This is a genomic window from Ideonella sp. P3_A4, assembly GCF_056403075.1.
In genome coordinates this window covers 1-17,681 of record NZ_JBFUGE010000080.1, presented here as the reverse complement: position 1 = coordinate 17,681, position 17,681 = coordinate 1, and the positions used below count along the sequence as shown (strand labels likewise).

Here is a 17,681-nt window from a genome sequence, read left to right as displayed (position 1 = left end):
CGAAGCCTGGCCGCTGGCCGACGAAGGCACCCTGCCGTCGCTGTGCGACCACGCCGCGTGGCTCGCCGCTGTGGAGGCGCGGTCGGGGGATGCGGCGCGATTGCTTGGGGCCGCCGATGCCTTCCGGGCGACGAGCCGCCCAGCGCGGCGCGACCCGAACGAGGCCCGCGCGTTCGAGCGCGCGCAGCGGATGGCGCACATGCGCTTGGGCGACGCTGCTTTCGAACGTCTGCGGGCGGAGGGTAGCGGGCTGCCACCGCGCGAGATCGCGCGCATCGCCCTGCGTGCCACCGAGCGCGAAACGGACTACAACGGGTTACCTTGCGTTTCCTGACCGTTCCGTGACCGCCGCCACCCGCCGGGCACGGAACACTGCCGCATCGTCAACGAACACTGGGGCGGCGCACGCCGTTTCTCGACCATGACACACCGGCTCACGCTTCTCGCGGCCCTGCTTGCTGCTGCCGTGCTTGCGGGCACCGCACCCACCCTGGCCGTGTCCGCCACGGCGTCGCCGGCCTCGGCTGCGCGCACGTCGGGCCAGCTGGCGACGCCGCATCCGCTGATGTTCGTCACCGCGGTGCCGAACGCCAGCTTCACCTACCAGCTCAACACCTTCTCCAATTTCGGCGGTGGCATCAGCAGCGCCGTGCCGGGCGGTGACCTGTACATCCGCTACCCCGACGGCACGCTGCGCAACCTGACCCGCGAGGCCGGTTGGGGCGTCGACAGTGGCGGCATCCAGGGCGGCGCCAAGGCGATTGCCGTGCGGCAACCGACCGTGCACTGGTCCGGCGACAAGGCGCTGTTCTCGATGCTGGTCGGCGGCCCGACCGCACGGTATGAAAACCCGCTGCGGCGCTGGCAAATCTACGAGGTCAGCGGCATCAAGAAAGGCCAGACGGCCAAGATCCGCAAGATCGCCCACCAGCCGCCGTACAACAACATGTCGCCGATCTACGGCAGCGATGACCGCGTGCTCTTCACCAGCGACAAGCCACTGTTTGGCATGAAGCACACGTACCCGCAGCTCGACGAGTACGAGAACGCCAGCACCAACACCGGCATCTGGAAGCTGGACCCGGCCAGCGGCGAGCTGGGGATGATCGAGCATGCGCCCAGCGGTGTGTTCGACCTCTACCTGGACAGCTTCGGCCGCCTGCTGTTCACCAAATGGGACCACCTGAAGCGCGACCAGCAGGCCGATACCGACCGCTACAACGGCGGCCAGTACGGCCCCTTCGACTACGCCGACGAGAGCCCGACGGCGACGCGCAAGGTCTACCCGCCCTACGACGACAACGGAAAGCTCATCGCCGACAACAAGGGCGTGCTGTACGACGTCTACCCCGAAGCACGCGTCGCACAAGACCCGACGCGCAACCCGAACGAGGCGCTGCAGGATTTCAACCAGTTCTTCATCTGGCAGATCAACGAAGACGGCTCGGGCGAAGAGACGCTGAACCACGTCGGCCGGCACGAATTCGGTGGCACCTACATGGACGGCGTTTTTCTAGACGACCCGAACCTGAGCTACCTGTTCCCGCCCTATGACGCCAACGCCGCGATGCGGGGGACCTTCCGCTCCGACTCGGGCATCTTCCAGCTGAAGGAGGACCCGACGCAGGCCGGCCGCTACTACGGCGTCTATGCCCAGGAGTTCAGCCGCCAGGCGGCGGGCCGTCTGATCGAGTTTGCGATGGCGCCGGGCGTCAACCCCGAGACGGTGGCGATCACCGACTACACCAACGCAACGCTCGACTCCGACCCCAACGGCGACCACCCGCCCACGCCGTCGCAGACCGGCCATTACCGCAACCCGGTGAAGACCACCGACGGCACGTTCTACGTCAGCCACACGCCCGAGTACCGCGTCAACGCGGACGATTCGAAAGACGTGCTGCACCCCAAGCCGCGCTACGTCTTCCAGCTCAAGCCGATGGTGAAGAACCAGAACGGGCCTGACTGGCTGGCCGGTGCCTCGCTGACCGGCGGCCTGGTCAAGAACGTGCGCTGGTGGCAGGACGAAGCCCAGCCGCACCAGTACAACGGCCCGCTGAACGAGGTCGACCTGGTCGAGGTGCGGCCACGCGCGCGGCCGATACCGCGCACCATGCAGGTCGACCCGATCGAGCAGCAGGCCATCGCCGACGCCGGCGTCGACATGAACCAGCTGCGCGACTGGCTGGTGGACAACAAGATGGCGCTGATCGTGTCGCGCAACGTGACGATGCGCGACCGGGCCGATGTCTCGCAGCCCTTCAACTTGAAGATCCCGAGCGGCGTGAAGAACGTGCCGAGCGGCGGCAAGGTCTACTCGATCGACCGCATGCAGCTGCTGCAGGCCGACCTGACGCGCGGCTATGCCCACTCGGGCAACGGTCGCCGCGTCTACGTCAAGCCGATGCACGACAGCCAGCAGCACCCGAACCTGGAAGACCAGTTGCCGGCGTTTCCCGGTGCACCGCAAGGCACCGTCAAGCTCGGCACCGACGGCTCGATGGCCGCCTTCGTGCCGGCTGGCCGTGCGCTGACCTGGCAGACGATGAGCCCGACCAACGAGTCGGTGGTGCGCGAACGCGTGTGGGTCAGCTTCGCCGCCGGTGAGATCCGCACCTGCACCACCTGCCACGGCCTGAACAGCCAGACCAAGAACGGCTTTCCTGAGCCCACGAACCGGCCAAAAGCACTGACCGACCTGCTGCTGAAGTGGAAGGCGGGGCAGGGGAAGTGAGTTGATGCGCCGGCGATTGGCGCGCCGAGGGTGGCGTGCTGGGTCGGCGTGAAGGGGAACCTGGTGATTCGTTGAGGGCGCGCGCGGCGGCGAACCGCACAATGCGCGCCTGACTCGACAGCCCGTTCCCCAAGCGCATGCGCAGCTACATCGCCCTGAAGCGGCCCAAGATCCTTGGCATCAACCTGTACCTGCACTGGTCGGCGCTGCTGGGCGCGGGCGTTTTGTTCGGCGCGTTGATCCGGCAGCCGGTCCACGCCGTCCTGGCGGTCTCGTCCTACTTCGCGTTGATATTGCTGCACGAGATTGGCCATGCCCTGATGGCCAGGCGGCTTGGCTAMGACGCCACCGGTATCTACATCGGTGTCGTCCATGGCTTGTGCGAGTGCGACAGCCCGCACTACCTGCGAGAAGAAGCCATCATCGCGTGGGGTGGCGTGCTGCTGCAGCTGGCCGTCGCCCTGCCGCTGAGCGTGCTGGCTCAAGTCACTCCGCTGGGCGCCAACTCATACTTCAGCACCGTCGCCGCGATCCTCGGGCACTTCAGCATCCTGATGGCCGTCTTCAACCTGCTGCCCTTCCCGGGGCTGGACGGTCAACTTGCGTGGCGCCTGGTGCCTATTCTTTGGCGCGACGCACGCGGCCATCGCGCCGCTCGGCGAACGACCAGGGCCATCATCCAGCGAGTCAAGTGAAGCGGGTGCCATGCAGCTCGAACCCTTCGTCAGCGTCAACGGCCTGCCGTTCAGCGCGTCTCGCGACGATGTGCTGCGCCTGCACGGCAAGCCGCTGCAAGAGGGCTTCAACGTCGTCGGGCTGATCGAGTTCGACTACGGCTCGGTGGTGTTCCGCTTCCAGACCTCGGGGCGATTGGAAGAGGTGACGTTGCAAGCTGCGTCGGTCCAGCTTGGTGAGCTGACGATCCCGTTCGAAGAGCTGCGTGACTTCGTCCGCACGCGCGATCGCCAGATGTTTGAGCGGGCCGGGTTCGTGGTCAGCCCGAAGTTCGGCCTGGCGTTCGACCCGACGAGCGACCGCTGGTTGACGGCGCTGGCGGCGCATTGCCTGAGCGAATGGCGGGCGCTCTGACGCCCGGCGTCGGCCGGACCATCCGGCAGATCGCCTGCCCGCTTGCAGTTCAAGCTACCTTCACAGCCCGCAGCCGCAACGCGTTGCCGATGACGCTGACCGAGGACAACGCCATGGCCGCGGCGGCCACGACAGGGGAAAGCAGCACGCCGAAGAAGGGGTAGAGGACGCCCGCCGCGAGCGGAATGCCCGCCACGTTGTAGGCAAAGCTGAGCACGAGGTTCTGGCGGATGTTCTTCATCGTCGCGTGCGACAGCGTCCGCGCACGCACGATGCCCATGAGGTCGCCTTTGAGCAGCGTGATCCCGGAGCTTTCCATCGCGACATCGGTGCCGGTCCCCATCGCGATGCCGACCTCGGCGGCAGCCAGCGCTGGCGCATCGTTGACACCGTCACCCGCCATCGCGACCACCCGGCCTTCGGACTTCAAGCGCTTCACGACCGACGCTTTGTCTTCCGGGAAGACCTCGGCCACGACCTCGTCGATCCCGAGCTCGCGCCCTACCGCCTCGGCAGTCGTCTTGCCGTCGCCGGTCAGCATCACGATGCGCACGCCGACGGTTTTCAAGGCCTGCAGTGCCTGGGGCGTGGTTGGCTTGATCGGGTCGGCGATCGCGACGAAGCCGGCCAGCTTCCCGTTCAAACCCACAAAGATGACGGTGGCGGCCTTGGTGCGCTGAACCTCTGCGGCGCCGCTCAGCGGCGTCGCATCGATGCCTTGTTCGGCCAGGAACTTGGCGCTGCCGGAGATGACCTGAACGCCGTCGACCTGGCCGACAACGCCCTTGCCGACCGGGGAATCGAAATCCGTCACTGGCGTCAGCGCCAGCTGGCGCTGCTGCGCGTCGTTGACGATCGCCAGCGCGAGCGGATGTTCGCTGGCGCGCTCGACGCTGGCGAGCTTTTGCAACACCTCATCGGTAGCGAAGCCAGGCGCCGCCTCGATGTGCACGACCTTCGGCCGTCCTTCGGTGAGCGTGCCGGTTTTGTCGATGACCAGGGTGTCGACCTTCTCCATGCGCTCGAGCGCCTCGGCGTCGCGGATTAGCACGCCATGTTGCGCGCCGCGGCCCACCCCCACCATGATCGACATCGGGGTGGCGAGCCCCAGCGCACACGGGCACGCGATGATGAGAACCGCCACGGCCGTCACGAGTGCGTAGCTGAACGCTGGCGCCGGGCCCCACACCAGCCATGCAACGAAGGTGAGTGCGGCGACCAGGATCACAGCGGGGACGAACCAGCCAGCCACCTGGTCGGCCATGCGTTGGATCGGTGCCCGGCTGCGTTGCGCAGCGGCCACCATGTGCACGATCTGCGACAGCAGCGTGTCGGCGCCAACCTTCTCGGCGCGCATGACGAAGCCGCCGGTCTGGTTCAAGGTGCCGGCGGTCACTTTGGAGCCCACGACCTTCGCCACCGGGATGGGCTCGCCGGTTACCATCGATTCGTCGACATTGCCCTTGCCGTCGGTGACCTCGCCGTCGACAGGGACCTTCTCGCCAGGGCGAACGCGCAGCAGGTGGCCGACTTGGATGTCGTCCACCGCCACGGTCTCGTCGTTGCCCTCGGCCGTGACCTTGACGGCGGTTTTTGGTGCCAGGCCCAGCAGCGCCTTGATCGCACCCGAGGTCTTCTCCCGTGCACGCAACTCCAGCACCTGGCCCAGCAGCACCAGCACCGTGATGACAGCCGCCGCTTCGAAGTAGATCGGTACGGCGCCATCGGCCAGCCGCAAGTCGGCCGGGAACAGCGATGGAGCCACCGCGCCGACGATGCTGTAGAGCCAGGCCGCGCCGGTGCCCAGGGCGATCAGCGAGAACATGTTCAGGCTGCGGTTCTTCACCGACGCCACCGCGCGTACGAAGAACGGCCAACCCGCCCACAGCACCACTGGCGTGCCCAGCAGCAGCTGGATCCAGTTCGACAGTTGCTGGCCGATCAAGTGGTGCAGGTCGATCAGGTGCCCACCCATCTCGAGAGCGAATACCGGGGCCGTCAACGCGGTGCCGATCCACATGCGCCGGGTCATGTCCCGCAGTTCGGGGCTCTCACCGGTTGACTCGGTCGCCAGGACCGGTTCCAGCGCCATGCCGCAGATGGGGCAGTGGCCCGGCCCGATCTGGCGGACTTGCGGGTGCATCGGGCAGGTGTACTCGGCCCCTTCGGCCGCAGGCGTGGTCTTGCCCTGCTTCGACGGTGGCGGGTGGTGGTGTGCGTGCCCGACGTGTGCGCCGTGCACCCCCTTCATCACCGTGYCATCGGGCATCACATGGGTTGCGTGCGAAGCCGGATGGTCCTCATGGCCCATGTGGCTGTGGAGATCGGGGTCGGATGACGTCATGGCGCGCTCCCTGTTGTTGTTCGAAGTCTGAACCTTGACGGTGTAGGAAGGTCAATGGCACGCGTGCGTGCCGCTATCGCTGGGCAAGGAGTGGGACCGCAGCCATCCAAAGGGCCAGGCCTGCGAGGCAAGCCCAACAAAGCCAGAAGAGGCCTCGCTCCCATGCTCGCTGCGACCCGCGGCGGCTCTCCCACCGGTGCTTCAACGTCATGCCCGCGCCGTGGACGACGAGGCCACCGAACAGCAGGGGAACAGCGAACGAACGAAGCCAATCGGGCAGGACGAGCGCCAGGCCAGCGCCGAGGGCGATGGCGCCCAGGCCGGAAGCGAGTTCGGCCCCCTTGATGGCTCGATCAGTGACGGCCGGGCGGGTGTCCACGGTCGTCCTCGGACGAGTGGTCGTCCCGATGTCGGTGACTGCCGTGGMCATGGCCGCGGTGCATGAACACATGCATCAGCGGGCACGCCAGCAGGAACAGAGCGGGCAGGACGCCGAGGAGGTGGGCTGTGTGTGCGGTCACCAGGTAGAGGCCCCCGGCCGCTGCCGCGACGAGCAATGCCAAGCCAGCGGGCGAGCGCCAGAAAGAGGGCGGCTGTCGATCTTCGTGGTTCACGGCAACGCTCCTTGTCAGCGGCCTTCAGGATCAGCCCTCATCGCCGGCGGCGGGTTGATGTGCGTCAATCCGCCGGGCGCCGGCCGGCGATCAGCGGCAGCACCCGCAGCATCCGCCGGACTTCGGTCCGGCCATCGCCACCGCGCGCTCCGGCTCTTGTGGCACCGGGGTGTAGCCCGCCTCCTTGATGGCGTCGACCAAGGCGTCGGCGTCCGATTCGGTGGGCTCGACGCGCACCAGCTTCCGGCCGATGTCCACCTCCACCTTGGCGCCGGCGTCCACGGCGCGGATGGCTTTGTTGATGGTGCTGGCGCAGTGGCCGCAGGTCATGTCGTCAACGCGGTAGGCAAGCATCGCTGGGTCCTTCGAGGGTGGTCGATGGCCCAATGTGCGCCTTGCTGCCGTTGGAAGGTCAAGCGCCTGGCAACGGCAGCTTGATGAAAGTCAACAGCGCCATGCCACGCCCGTCGCGCGGCACGGCCGGGTAAGCCTCACCGAGCCTCGTTGCGCTTCAGCGTCAGCTTCAACGACGCGGATGAGGCCGACTTGTTGGTCCACATCCAGCAGTAGTCCTGCGCGATCTCGGCCTTCAGTGTGCCCTTGGCCTGCGTTGCCTGGTCTTGCTTGGCAGGGAAGCGGACATCCTTGCCTTCGTGGTAGTGGATGTTGAAGTTCATCGGCGCCGCGGCCTCGAAGCTCCAATCGATGCTGGTGCCGGCCGCGAGCTGGCCGCAGACCTCGACGAACTTGGACGGCGGCACCTTGGCTTCATGTGCAAATCGGCCGTCGGCGCCCCAGGCGATGGAGACGAGGTCGGCCTCGGCGGCAACGGCAACGCCGGTGGCCAGGGTCAACAGGAGCGAGAAGGCGATGGAGGTTTTCATGGCGTGCAATGTAGTGGTGAACGTGCGTCTGGGCAGCCGGCTCTTCCCGCTTGACCTTGCCATGGGGGCAAGGTCCACACTGTGCAGATGCCCGGTTCGGACCATGTCCTTCTGCTAATCTGCGCGCCGTGAAAGTCATTCGCATCTGGCTTCTGGTGTTGCTCGCGGCGTTGCTCCCGGTTCGGGGTGCGATCGCTGCTGCAATGCTGTGCCCACCCGTTGCGGCGGGCACGCAAAGCGAGATGCGGCAGATGGACCACGGCACCGCTGCCGTCGCGCAGGAACACGGTCACCAGGACCATGCCCAGCACGACCACGCTGGCGGCAGTCACCATGACGATCACGACGGCGGCCACCACGGCAAGGGCCCGATGGGCCACGACAAGTGCAACCTGTGCTCTGCCTGCTGCTCGGCCACTCCGTTGCTAAGCACCATGCCGAGCGTTCCGCAGCCTTACGGCCTGGCCACGGCATCCTTCCCCGATATCTGCGCACCTGCCCCGAGCTTCCTCTCGGACGGGCAGGAGCGACCTCCCCGAAGCATCTGACCTGTTGAGGCCTCCGCGCGGGGCCTGATGGCGCTCGTGCGTCTGCACGGGCCCTGGCTGGCCGCCCCGCGGCCGGTGTGTCAGATCACTTCGAACCATGCAAAGACTTCTCCATTGGCGGGCGCCTGTTGTGGTGCCACGCGTTGCTCGGCTGACCGCGTTGGCGCTGGCTGGCTTGTCCCTTGCTGGCTGCGCTTCGTTCTCGCAGGACGGCGGCTTCGGCACCGTCGAGCAATTGACCAAGGACCGCATCGGCCAGACGCCCACGTTGCAGCGCACGGCCGAGCAGACCAGTGCTGCCGGTGCRCGTGTCGCCGAATTGCTGAAGCAACCGTTGACGGCTGACGCTGCCGTCGAGATCGCACTGCTGAACAACCGCGGCCTGCAAGCCGACTACGCCGAACTGGGCATCGCCGAGGCGGACCTCGTGCGCACCGGCCGGCTCGCCAACCCCTCGTTCAGCTTTGGCCGATTGAGTGGCGGTGGCCTGGTCGAAATCGACCGTGCAGTCGTCTTCGACGTGCTGGGGTTGCTGACGATGCCGCTGGCCCACGAGGCCGAACAGCAGCGTTTCGAGCAGGTTCAGCTGCAAGCGGCTTACGAGACGGTCGGTGTCGCTGCCGAGGCCCGCACGGCCTTCTTCGAAGCGGTGGCTGCCGAGCAATTGGTCGGCTACCACGGCCAGGTCAAGGAAGCCGCCGATGCGTCGAACGAGTTGGCCCAACGCATGCGAGCGGCCGGCAACTTCAGCCCGCTGAACCAGATGCGCGAGCAGGCGTTCTACTCCGATGCAACGCTGCAACTGGCCCGCGCCAAGCACCAGGCCGTGGCCGCGCGCGAGCAGCTCATCCGCGTGCTGGGGCTCAGCGGCGACCAGCTCGGCTTCAAGCTGCCGGACCGATTGCCGGATCTGCCCGATGCGCCGGCCGAGCCGAAAGACGCCGAGCAGACGGCGATGGACAAGCGCCTGGACGTGCTGATGGCCACGCGCGCAGCCGAGGCCACCGCGAAGTCCCTTGGGTTGTCGAAGGCGACACGCTTCGTCAACGTGCTGCACGCCGGCTACCAGAACCAGAGCAGTACCGGCGAGCCGCACAAGCGCGGCTACGAGATCGAACTCGAATTGCCGCTGTTCGACTTCGCCTCGACCCGCGTGGCGCGCGCCGAGGCGACCTACATGCAGGCCGTCCATCGCATCGCGGCGGTGGCGACCAACGCGCGGTCAGAGGCGCGCGAGGCTTATTCGGCCTACCGCACCGCCTATGACCTGGCCAGGCACTACCGCGACGAGGTGGTGCCGCTGCGCAAGCGCATCTCCGACGAGAACCTGCTTCGCTACAACGGCATGCTGGCCAGCGTCTTCGAGCTGCTGGCCGATGCGCGTGAACAGATCGCCGGCGTGAGTGGCGCCGTGGAGGCATTGCGAGACTACTGGGTGGCCGAGACCCGCCTGCAGACCGCTTTGACCGGCCGCTCGCCTGGTGCGTCGCCCGCGATGACGCCCTCCAAGCCCGCGGCCGCTTCACCGGCCGGCCACTGAAGGCACGAACCACCATGACCAATCGCAGAAACTTTTTCCAGGCGGCGGGCGCCACCTTGCTGGGCGCCGCTGCTGTCAGCCGGGCCGGTGCCGCGGTCCTGCCCGAAGCCGTGCTCCAGTCTTCGCCAGCGACGCAGTTGCCGCCGCCACCGCCCAACGGCCGGCCCTACCTGCCGATGGTGACCCTCAACGGCTGGTCGCTGCCGTGGCGCATGAAAGACGGCGTCAAGGAGTTCCACCTGGTCGCCGAGTCGGTGGTGCGCGAGATCGCCCCGGGCATGAAGGCCAACCTCTGGGGCTACAACGGCACCAGCCCGGGCCCGACGATCGAGGCGGTCGAGGGTGACCGCGTGCGCATCTTCGTGACCAACAAGCTGCCCGAGGTCACCAGCGTGCATTGGCACGGAGTCCTGCTGCCCTCGGGCATGGACAGCGTGACCGGCTTGTCGCAGCCACCCATCGCGGTCGGCAAGACCTTCATGTACGAGTTCGTGCTGCAGCGCCCGGGCACCTTCATGTACCACCCGCATGCCGACGAGATGGTGCAGATGGCGATGGGGATGATGGGCCTGTTCATCGTCCACCCGAAGGACGCGCGGCAGATGAAGGTTGACCGCGACTTCGGCTTCATCCTGAATGCCTACGACGTCGAGCCCGGCAGCGCCACGCCACGCGTCAACACGATGCTGGACTTCAACCTGTGGACCTGGAACAGCCGCGCGTTCCCGGGCATCGACCCGTTTGTCGCGCGAACGGGTGACCGCGTGCGCATCCGCGTCGGCAACCTGACGATGACGAACCACCCGATCCACATGCACGGGCCGCATYTCGAGGTCACCGGCACCGATGGTGGCTGGGTGCCCAAGAGCGCGCGCTGGCCCGAGGTGACGACCGACATCGCCGTCGGCCAGATGCGCGCGATCGAGTTCAACGCGCTGGCCGGCGACTGGGCGATCCACTGCCACAAGTCGCACCACACGATGAACGCGATGGGCCACAACGTGCCGACGATGATCGGCGTCGACCACCGCGACGTCGCGAAGAAGATCACCCAGCTCGTGCCCGACTACATGGTGATGGGCGACAAGGGTATGCACGACATGGCCGAGATGGAGATGCCGATCCCCGACAACACCTTGCCGATGATGACCGGGCAGGGGCCGTTCGGCCCGATCGGCATGGGCGGCATGTTCAGCGTCGTGAAGGTTCGCGACGACGTGGCCCGCGGCGACTACAAAGACCCGGGCCCGTACAAGCACCCTGCCGGCACGCTGGCCAGTGAGTACACGGCAGAGGCGCCCGAGGCTGTCCGGGCGCCCAGCGCGAAGGCCGATGCCAACACGCTGCAGGTTCGCAAGCCCACCGGCCATGCCGGCCATTGAAGGAGCACACCATGAAGATCAACAAACGGGCCGGGGTGGTCATTGCACTGTCCGCACTCATTGGCGGTGCGATCGCGCACGGCGACGAAAGCCACCCCGCGAAACCACATAGCTATGACGCCACGAAGGTCGAGAACCGCGCGTTCGGGCGCGAAGGCGATCCGAAGAATGTCAGCCGCACGATCCGGGTCGACATGAGCGACGCCTTTCGCTTCACGCCGTCGGACGTGGTGATCCGCCGCGGCGAGACGGTGAAGTTCGTCATCAGCAACAGCGGCCGGCAGTTGCACGAGATGGTGCTGGGAACGCCGCAGGAGCTGAAGGAACACGCCGAGCTGATGAAGAAATTTCCGGAGATGGAACACGCCGACGCGAACATGGCCCACGTGAAGCCCGGTGCGAAAGGCGAGATCGTGTGGCAATTCACCCAGGCCGGCGAGTACCAGTTTGCTTGCCTGATCCCCGGTCACTTCGAAGCCGGCATGGTCGGCAAGCTGGTCGTCAAATGAACTACTGCCTTCCTTCGTCAAGCGCTTTCCCGATGAACCTCACTGCCAACCTCTCCGCCGCGTCCGTCGCATTCCTCGTGCTGGTGGCCCCGGCCTGTGCGCAATCAAACACCGCTGACCACGCCGCGCACCACCCCGCAGCCGAAGCATCGGCGCCAGCCGGCGCCATGGCTGAAGGCGAGGTCCGAAAGATCGACAAGGACCAAGGCAAGGTCACGCTCAAGCACGGCCCGATCGCCAACCTCGAGATGCCCGGCATGACGATGGTCTTCAAGGTCGCCGACGCGAAGATGCTCGACAGCCTCAAGCCTGGCGACAAGGTCCGGTTCGCAGCCGACCGGGTCAATGGCGCCATCACGGTGACGGCCATGGAAGCCGCCAAGTAGCTGATCAATCGCAAGCGCCGGCGGCTTTGCGCGGCGTTAGACTGAAAGCCCTCATGCTGCGCCTTCGCTCCCACCGCCTGACCACCGCGTTCTTCGTGGTGTTGTCGCTGCTGTTCTCGCAGCTGGCGTTGGCGCGCTATGTGTGCCCGCAGCAGGTGGACGTCGAGGCCATGGCTGCGATGGCGCAGGACGGTGTRCCCTGCCAGGACATGGACCCGGTTCAGCCGGTGCTGTGCCATGAGCATTCAGCGCAGCCGGGCAAGGCCTTCGAAGCCGTGAAGCTGCCCGCGGCCGGCTTGCCGGCCATCGTGCAGGTGATCGAGCACCCCCTCGTGCTCGCGGCAGACGCCCCGCGCAGTGCGGTGCCGCCAACCGCCACCTCCGAGGGGCAACCGCCCCCGGATCCGCTCTTCCTTTCCACGCTCAGACTCCGGGTCTGACCCGCTCCGTCGATTGACCGGTGCTGGTGCGGCGCGTCCGCCCACCAGCCTTGTTCCCGCTCGTCCTCGGAGTTTCGATGTCCCTACGCATCTTGCGTGCCGCCGCGATGGCGGGCGCCTTGCTGCCGGCCGCTTGGGCCGCCGCGGCACCTTTGTCTCTCGACCAGGCGATAGCCCTGGCCGTTCAGCGTTCGCAGGCGACACACGCGGCGCAAGCAGGTGCGCAGAGTGCGGCCGAGATGGCCCGTGCGGCAGGCCAGCAGCCGGATCCATTGCTGACTGTCGGCGTGGACAACCTGCCCGTCGCGGGCACCGACAGATTCAGCACGACGGCCGATGGCATGACGATGAAGCGCATCGGCATCGCGCAGGAGTGGGTCTCGTCGGACAAGCGCTCGGCCCGCGAGGCGGCGGCGAGAGGCGTGGTGAGCCGCGAGTCGGCGATGGTGCAGGTGGCCGCGGCGGACGCGCGGCTGCAGACAGCGCTGGCGTACCTGGATGCGTACTGCGCGGGCGAAGCGCTGAATCTCATGCGGTTGACCGAGCACCACGCGCACGAAGAGCTCGAAGCGGGGAAGGGGCGCCTGGCCACGCCTTCCGGCAACAGCGCCGAGGTGCTGGCGCTGACGAGTTCGTTGGGCATGGCCGAGGACGAATCGGAAGAGATTCGCCAGCAACAGGCCGCGGCCGAGGCTGCGTTGTTGCGCTGGGTGGGCGTGGCGGTGGCGGAGCTGAGTGCGCCACCGAAGCTGGCCACACCAACGCCCGCGCAGTTCGTGTCCTTCCATCCCGCGGTCATCGTCAAGCACCGAGAGCTCGACGTTGCGCGGCAAGAGCTGGCCGCAGCGCGGCTGAACCGCAGGCCGAACTGGACCTGGGAGGTTTCGTACGGGCAACGCACCGGCTTCCCCGACATGGTGTCGTTCGGCGTCAGCATCCCGCTGACGGTGGCGCCCGCCGCGCGGCAGGACCGAGAGACAGCCGCCAAGCAGGCGCTGGTTGACAAGGCAGAGGCCGAGTTGGACGAAGCCCAGCGCGCAGCCGCCGGCGAGTACGCCGCGCTTGCCAGCGATGCCGAGCGACTGCAGGCGCGCATAGCCCGCTACCGCACCGCGGTGCTGGTGCCGGCGCAGCAGCGCAGTGCCACGGCGCTGGCCGCCTATCGCTCGAACCAGTCGAGCTTGGTGACGCTGTTCGAAGCCCGCCACGCCGAGGTGCAGGTGCAACGCAAGCTGCTCTCGCTTGAGCGCGATCTGGCCAAGACCTTGGCCCAACTGAGCTTCAAGCCGATTGGCGGGGGAGTCGAGCCATGAACCGCGCGTTGATGACTGCTGTCGCCGTGGCTGCTGCGATTGGCGTCGCCGCTGTGTCGTTCTACCTCGGCCACCGGGCTGCGGAGCCTTCGTCGGGCCAGATGGTGGCGGCGCCCCACGTCGCGGTTTCGGCGCCGCGCAAAGTCCTCTACTGGCACGACCCGATGGTGCCGGGCCAGAAGTTCGACAAACCCGGCAAGTCGCCGTTCATGGACATGCAACTGCAGCCAGTCTATGCCGACGACGGCGAAGACGCCGGCGGTGGCACGGGCGTCAAGATCAGCCCGCAGGTGCAGCAGAACCTCGGCATTCGTACGGCCGTGGTGAAGCGCGCTGACGTGGGCTCGTCGTTCGATGCTGTTGGTGCCGTGCAGTTCGACGAGCGCTTGAGCGTCGCCGTGCAGTCGCGGGTGTCGGGCTGGGTCGAGCGCCTGTCGGTGCGGGCACCGATGGAGCGGGTGCGCCAAGGCCAGGCCCTGGCGACCATCTATGCACCCGATTGGTTGGGCCCCTTGAGCGAACTGATGGCGCTGAAGCGTTCCGGTGCACCGGCCGACCTGGTCGACGCTGCGCGTGAACGCACCCGCGCGATGTCGATCCCGCCCGAGCTGGTCCGCCAGGCGGAGGAAGGCACAGCGCCGCAGGCCCGCTTCACGCTGGTGGCGCCGACCAACGGCGTGGTTGCCGAACTGGGCGTGCGCGAAGGCGTTGCCGTGTCGCCTGGCATGACGCTGTTCCGTATCGCCGGCCTCGACAAGGTCTGGGCTGTGGCCGAGGTGCCGGAGACTCAAGCGACGCGGTTGGTGCGCGGCCAGCAGGTGAAGGCAGCGCTGCAGGCCGACCCGTCGCAGACCTTCACCGGCGAGTTGAAGGAGATCCTGCCGCAGGTCAATGCAGCCACGCGCACGCTGCAGGCCCGCTTCGAGGTCGACAACCGGGGCGGCCAACTGGTCCCTGGCATGCTGCTTCGGCTGCAGTTTGCAGGCCCCACCGTTTCTCGCTTGGTCGTGCCGTCCGAAGCGGTCATCCGCACCGGCACGCGGGTGGTCGCCATCGTGCGAACAGGCGCGGGCGCGTTCGAGCCGCGGACGTTGAAGCTCGGTGCCGATCTCGGCGACACGCTGGAGGTCATCGAGGGCGTGAAGGAAGGCGACGAGGTCGTGGCCAGCGGCCAGTTCCTGGTCGACTCGGAGGCGCGGCTGCGTTCGGTGCTGGATCGCATGACCACGGCGGAGGGCACCAAGTGATTGCCGCCGTCATTCGCTGGTCGGTGGCGAACCGATTCCTCGTGCTTATCGCGGCAGCATTCCTCGTGGCCGCGGGCCTGTGGTCGATCGCCAAGACGCCGCTGGACGCACTGCCGGACCTGTCCGACACGCAGGTCATCATCCGCACGCCGTTCCCGGGCAAGGCGCCGCAGGTCGTTGAAGACCTCGTCACCTACCCGCTGACGACAACGATGCTCAGCGTGCCGGGCGCCAAGACCGTGCGTGGCTACTCGTTCTTCGGCGACTCGTTCGTCTACGTGCTGTTCGATGACAAGACCGACCCGTACTGGGCACGCTCCCGCGTCGTCGAGTACCTGAGCCAAGTGCAGAGTCGACTGCCTGCCGGGGCGAACGCCGCGCTCGGGCCGGACGCGACTGGCGTCGGTTGGGTCTACGAGTATGCGTTGGTGGATCGCAGCGGCCACCACGACATCGGCCAGCTGCGCGCGCTGAACGACTGGTTCCTGAAGTACGAGCTGAAGACCGTGCCCGACGTGGCCGAGGTCGCGAGCATCGGCGGCATGGTCAAGCAGTACCAGGTGGTGCTCGACCCGGACAGGATGCGGGCGCTTGGTATCTCTCAAACGGCGGTGGTCGAGGCGATCCGCAAGGCCAACCAGGCCTCGGGCGGCTCGGTCGTCGAGATGGCAGAGACTGAGTACATGGTGCGCTCGCGCGGCTTCCTGAGCTCGCTCGACGACTTTCGCAGCATCCCGTTGTCGGTGAGCGGCTCGACGCCGGTGCTGCTGCGCGACGTGGCCTTCGTGCAGATCGGCCCGGAGATGCGGCGTGGCATCGCCGAGCTCGATGGACAAGGGGAGGTCGCCGGTGGCGTGGTGGTGATGCGCTCCGGCAAGAACGCCAGGACGACGATCGAGGCCGTGAAGGCAAAGCTGCAGTCGCTGAAGGCGAGCCTGCCGAAGGGTGTCGAGGTGGTGCCGACCTACGACCGCTCGCTGCTGATCGACAGGGCGGTCTTGAATCTGCGTGACAAGCTGATCGAGGAGTTCATCGTCGTCGCGCTGGTCTGCGCGATCTTCCTGTTCCACCTGCGCTCGGCCTTCGTTGCGGTGGTGACGCTGCCGGTGGGCGTGCTGGCCGCTTTCGTCGTGATGCACCAGCAGGGCGTCAGCGCGAACATCCTCAGCCGGGGTGGCATCGCGATCGCGCTGGGGGCGATGGTCGACGCGGCGATCGTGTTGATCGAGAACACGCACCGGCACCTCGAAGCCTTCGAGGCAGCGCAGGGCCAGCCACCCACGCTCGCGCAACGTTGGCAACTCGTCGCCGACTCGGCCGGCGAGGTGGGGCCGGCACTGTTCTTCTCGCTGCTCGTGATCACGCTGTCGTTCGTGCCCGTCTTCACGCTGGAGGCGCAGGAGGGGCGATTGTTCTCGCCGCTGGCATTCACAAAGACCTATGCAATGGCCGCAGCGGCTGGCTTGTCGATCACGCTGGTACCGGTGCTGATGGGCTACCTGATCCGCGGGCACATTCCGAGCGAGGCGAGCAACCCACTCAACCGGTGGCTGATGGCTGCCTACCGGCCGCTGCTGGAGGCTGTGTTGCGGTTCCCGTGGGTCACGCTGGCTGTGGCGGCCATCGTGCTGGCACTGACGGCCATTCCGCTCTCCCGACTCGGCGGCGAGTTCCTACCGCCGCTTGACGAAGGCGATCTGCTCTACATGCCTTCGGCGCTGCCGGGGCTGTCCGCCTCGAAGGCCGCCGAGCTGCTGCAGCAGACCGATCGCCTGATCAAGACCGTGCCGGAGGTCGAACGTGTTTTCGGCAAGGCTGGCCGCGCCGACACCGCGACCGACCCGGCGCCGCTGGAGATGTTCGAGACCACGATCCAGTTCAAGCCGCGGGACCAGTGGCGCGCCGGGATGACACCGGACAAGCTGATCGAAGAGCTGGACCGCGCGGTGAAGGTGCCGGGCATGTCGAACATCTGGGTGCCGCCGATCCGCAACCGCATCGACATGCTGGCCACCGGGGTCAAGAGCCCGGTGGGCATCAAGATCGCTGGGGCTGACCTGGCGACCATCGACCGGCTGGCAAGCCGGATCGAGGTCGCGGTGAAGAGTGTGCCGGGCGTCTCGTCTGCGCTGGCTGAAAGACTCACTGGTGGGCATTACATCGATGTCGACGTGGACCGGCTGGCCGCGGCGCGCTACGGCCTTGCCGTGGCGGACGTGCAGGCCGTGGTCTCGACGGCAATTGGCGGTGACAACGTCGGCGAGGTGATTCAGGGGCGCGAGCGGTTCCCGATCAACGTTCGCTACCCGCGCGAGATCCGCGACTCGCTGGAGCGCTTGCGCGAGCTGCCGTTCGTCACGTCCACCGGCGCCACCGTGCTGCTGAAAGACGTGGCGCGGGTGGTGCTGGAAGAGGGGCCACCGATGCTGCGCAGCGAGAACGCGCGGCTGTCGGGCTGGGTGTATGTGGACGTGCGCGGGCGCGACCTGCGCTCGGTCGTGCGCGACATGCAGGCGGCGGTGCAGCAGCAGGTGGCTGTGCCAGCAGGCTACGCCGTCTCGTGGTCGGGGCAGTTCGAGTACCTCGAACGCGCGACCGAACGCCTGAAGCTCGTCGTGCCGGCCACGCTGGCCGTCATCTTCGTCCTGCTC

Annotated in this window: 17 protein-coding genes; 13 read left to right on the top strand and 4 right to left on the bottom strand. The window is 67.1% G+C overall.

Annotated elements, in window-relative coordinates; translation table 11 throughout:
* The 4 genes from AC1DYI_RS10590 to AC1DYI_RS10575 all read left to right on the top strand — a co-directional run.
* On the top strand, positions 1–334 hold a 334-nt coding region (locus AC1DYI_RS10590), incomplete at its 5' end, for a hypothetical protein (RefSeq protein WP_477204066.1).
* An 87-nt stretch (positions 335–421) separates the two neighbouring features.
* The gene (locus AC1DYI_RS10585; protein WP_477204065.1) at positions 422–2,734 is read left to right on the top strand and encodes a hypothetical protein; all 2,313 of its coding nucleotides are present in this window, start codon (positions 422–424) and stop codon (positions 2,732–2,734) included.
* A gap of 137 nt (positions 2,735–2,871) precedes the next feature.
* On the top strand, positions 2,872–3,429 hold the full coding sequence (locus tag AC1DYI_RS10580) for a metalloprotease (RefSeq protein ID WP_477204064.1): 558 nt from the start codon (positions 2,872–2,874) through the stop codon (positions 3,427–3,429).
* 10 nt (positions 3,430–3,439) lie between these two features.
* Positions 3,440–3,823, top strand: a complete 384-nt coding sequence (locus AC1DYI_RS10575) for a hypothetical protein (protein WP_477204063.1) — start codon at positions 3,440–3,442, stop codon at positions 3,821–3,823.
* Positions 3,824–3,872: 49 nt separating this feature from the next.
* Here AC1DYI_RS10575 and AC1DYI_RS10570 read toward each other — a convergent pair whose 3' ends face one another.
* The 4 genes from AC1DYI_RS10570 to AC1DYI_RS10555 form a co-directional block, all read right to left on the bottom strand.
* Positions 3,873–6,092, bottom strand: a complete 2,220-nt coding sequence (locus AC1DYI_RS10570; protein ID WP_477204067.1) for a copper-transporting P-type ATPase — start codon at positions 6,090–6,092, stop codon at positions 3,873–3,875.
* A gap of 428 nt (positions 6,093–6,520) precedes the next feature.
* On the bottom strand, positions 6,521–6,781 hold the full coding sequence (locus AC1DYI_RS10565; protein ID WP_477204062.1) for a DUF2933 domain-containing protein: 261 nt from the start codon (positions 6,779–6,781) through the stop codon (positions 6,521–6,523).
* Between the two features lie 90 nt (positions 6,782–6,871).
* Entirely contained in the window at positions 6,872–7,135 is a 264-nt protein-coding gene (locus AC1DYI_RS10560; RefSeq protein ID WP_477204061.1) for a heavy-metal-associated domain-containing protein, read from the bottom strand.
* Positions 7,136–7,272: 137 nt separating this feature from the next.
* On the bottom strand, positions 7,273–7,665 hold the full coding sequence (locus AC1DYI_RS10555; protein ID WP_477204060.1) for a hypothetical protein: 393 nt from the start codon (positions 7,663–7,665) through the stop codon (positions 7,273–7,275).
* Between the two features lie 128 nt (positions 7,666–7,793).
* On the opposite strand from AC1DYI_RS10555, the gene AC1DYI_RS10550 reads away from it, so the two are divergent.
* The 9 genes from AC1DYI_RS10550 to AC1DYI_RS10510 form a co-directional block, all read left to right on the top strand.
* Positions 7,794–8,213, top strand: a complete 420-nt coding sequence (locus AC1DYI_RS10550) for a hypothetical protein (RefSeq protein WP_477204059.1) — start codon at positions 7,794–7,796, stop codon at positions 8,211–8,213.
* Between the two features lie 97 nt (positions 8,214–8,310).
* The gene (locus tag AC1DYI_RS10545) at positions 8,311–9,753 is read left to right on the top strand and encodes a TolC family protein (RefSeq protein WP_477204058.1); all 1,443 of its coding nucleotides are present in this window, start codon (positions 8,311–8,313) and stop codon (positions 9,751–9,753) included.
* 14 nt (positions 9,754–9,767) lie between these two features.
* On the top strand, positions 9,768–11,135 hold the full coding sequence (locus tag AC1DYI_RS10540; RefSeq protein WP_477204057.1) for a multicopper oxidase family protein: 1,368 nt from the start codon (positions 9,768–9,770) through the stop codon (positions 11,133–11,135).
* An 11-nt stretch (positions 11,136–11,146) separates the two neighbouring features.
* Complete coding sequence (locus AC1DYI_RS10535) at positions 11,147–11,644, top strand: cupredoxin domain-containing protein (RefSeq protein ID WP_477204056.1); 498 nt, start codon at positions 11,147–11,149, stop codon at positions 11,642–11,644.
* 32 nt (positions 11,645–11,676) lie between these two features.
* Positions 11,677–12,030 carry a copper-binding protein gene (locus tag AC1DYI_RS10530; protein ID WP_477204055.1) on the top strand — a complete coding sequence of 118 codons (354 nt, stop codon included), beginning with the start codon at positions 11,677–11,679 and terminating at the stop codon, positions 12,028–12,030.
* A gap of 53 nt (positions 12,031–12,083) precedes the next feature.
* On the top strand, positions 12,084–12,470 hold the full coding sequence (locus AC1DYI_RS10525; protein ID WP_477204054.1) for a hypothetical protein: 387 nt from the start codon (positions 12,084–12,086) through the stop codon (positions 12,468–12,470).
* Positions 12,471–12,547: 77 nt separating this feature from the next.
* A complete protein-coding gene (locus AC1DYI_RS10520; protein ID WP_477204053.1) occupies positions 12,548–13,783 on the top strand; it encodes a TolC family protein in 1,236 nt (411 codons plus the stop codon).
* A complete protein-coding gene (locus AC1DYI_RS10515; protein ID WP_477204052.1) occupies positions 13,780–15,030 on the top strand; it encodes an efflux RND transporter periplasmic adaptor subunit in 1,251 nt (416 codons plus the stop codon). Before AC1DYI_RS10520 ends, AC1DYI_RS10515 begins: the two co-directional genes overlap by 4 nt.
* Positions 15,027–17,681 (top strand): efflux RND transporter permease subunit (locus tag AC1DYI_RS10510; RefSeq protein WP_477204051.1); only part of this gene is annotated, 2,655 nt, incomplete at its 3' end. The genes AC1DYI_RS10515 and AC1DYI_RS10510, both read left to right, overlap by 4 nt.

Coding starts and splice junctions, on each gene's coding strand:
- AC1DYI_RS10555 (WP_477204060.1), bottom strand. CDS start 7,665: ATGAAAACCTCCATCGCCTTCTCGCTCCTGTTGACCCTGGCCACCGGC.
- AC1DYI_RS10560 (WP_477204061.1), bottom strand. CDS start 7,135: ATGCTTGCCTACCGCGTTGACGACATGACCTGCGGCCACTGCGCCAGC.
- AC1DYI_RS10575 (WP_477204063.1), top strand. CDS start 3,440: ATGCAGCTCGAACCCTTCGTCAGCGTCAACGGCCTGCCGTTCAGCGCG.
- AC1DYI_RS10585 (WP_477204065.1), top strand. CDS start 422: ATGACACACCGGCTCACGCTTCTCGCGGCCCTGCTTGCTGCTGCCGTG.
- AC1DYI_RS10535 (WP_477204056.1), top strand. CDS start 11,147: ATGAAGATCAACAAACGGGCCGGGGTGGTCATTGCACTGTCCGCACTC.
- AC1DYI_RS10530 (WP_477204055.1), top strand. CDS start 11,677: ATGAACCTCACTGCCAACCTCTCCGCCGCGTCCGTCGCATTCCTCGTG.
- AC1DYI_RS10515 (WP_477204052.1), top strand. CDS start 13,780: ATGAACCGCGCGTTGATGACTGCTGTCGCCGTGGCTGCTGCGATTGGC.
- AC1DYI_RS10520 (WP_477204053.1), top strand. CDS start 12,548: ATGTCCCTACGCATCTTGCGTGCCGCCGCGATGGCGGGCGCCTTGCTG.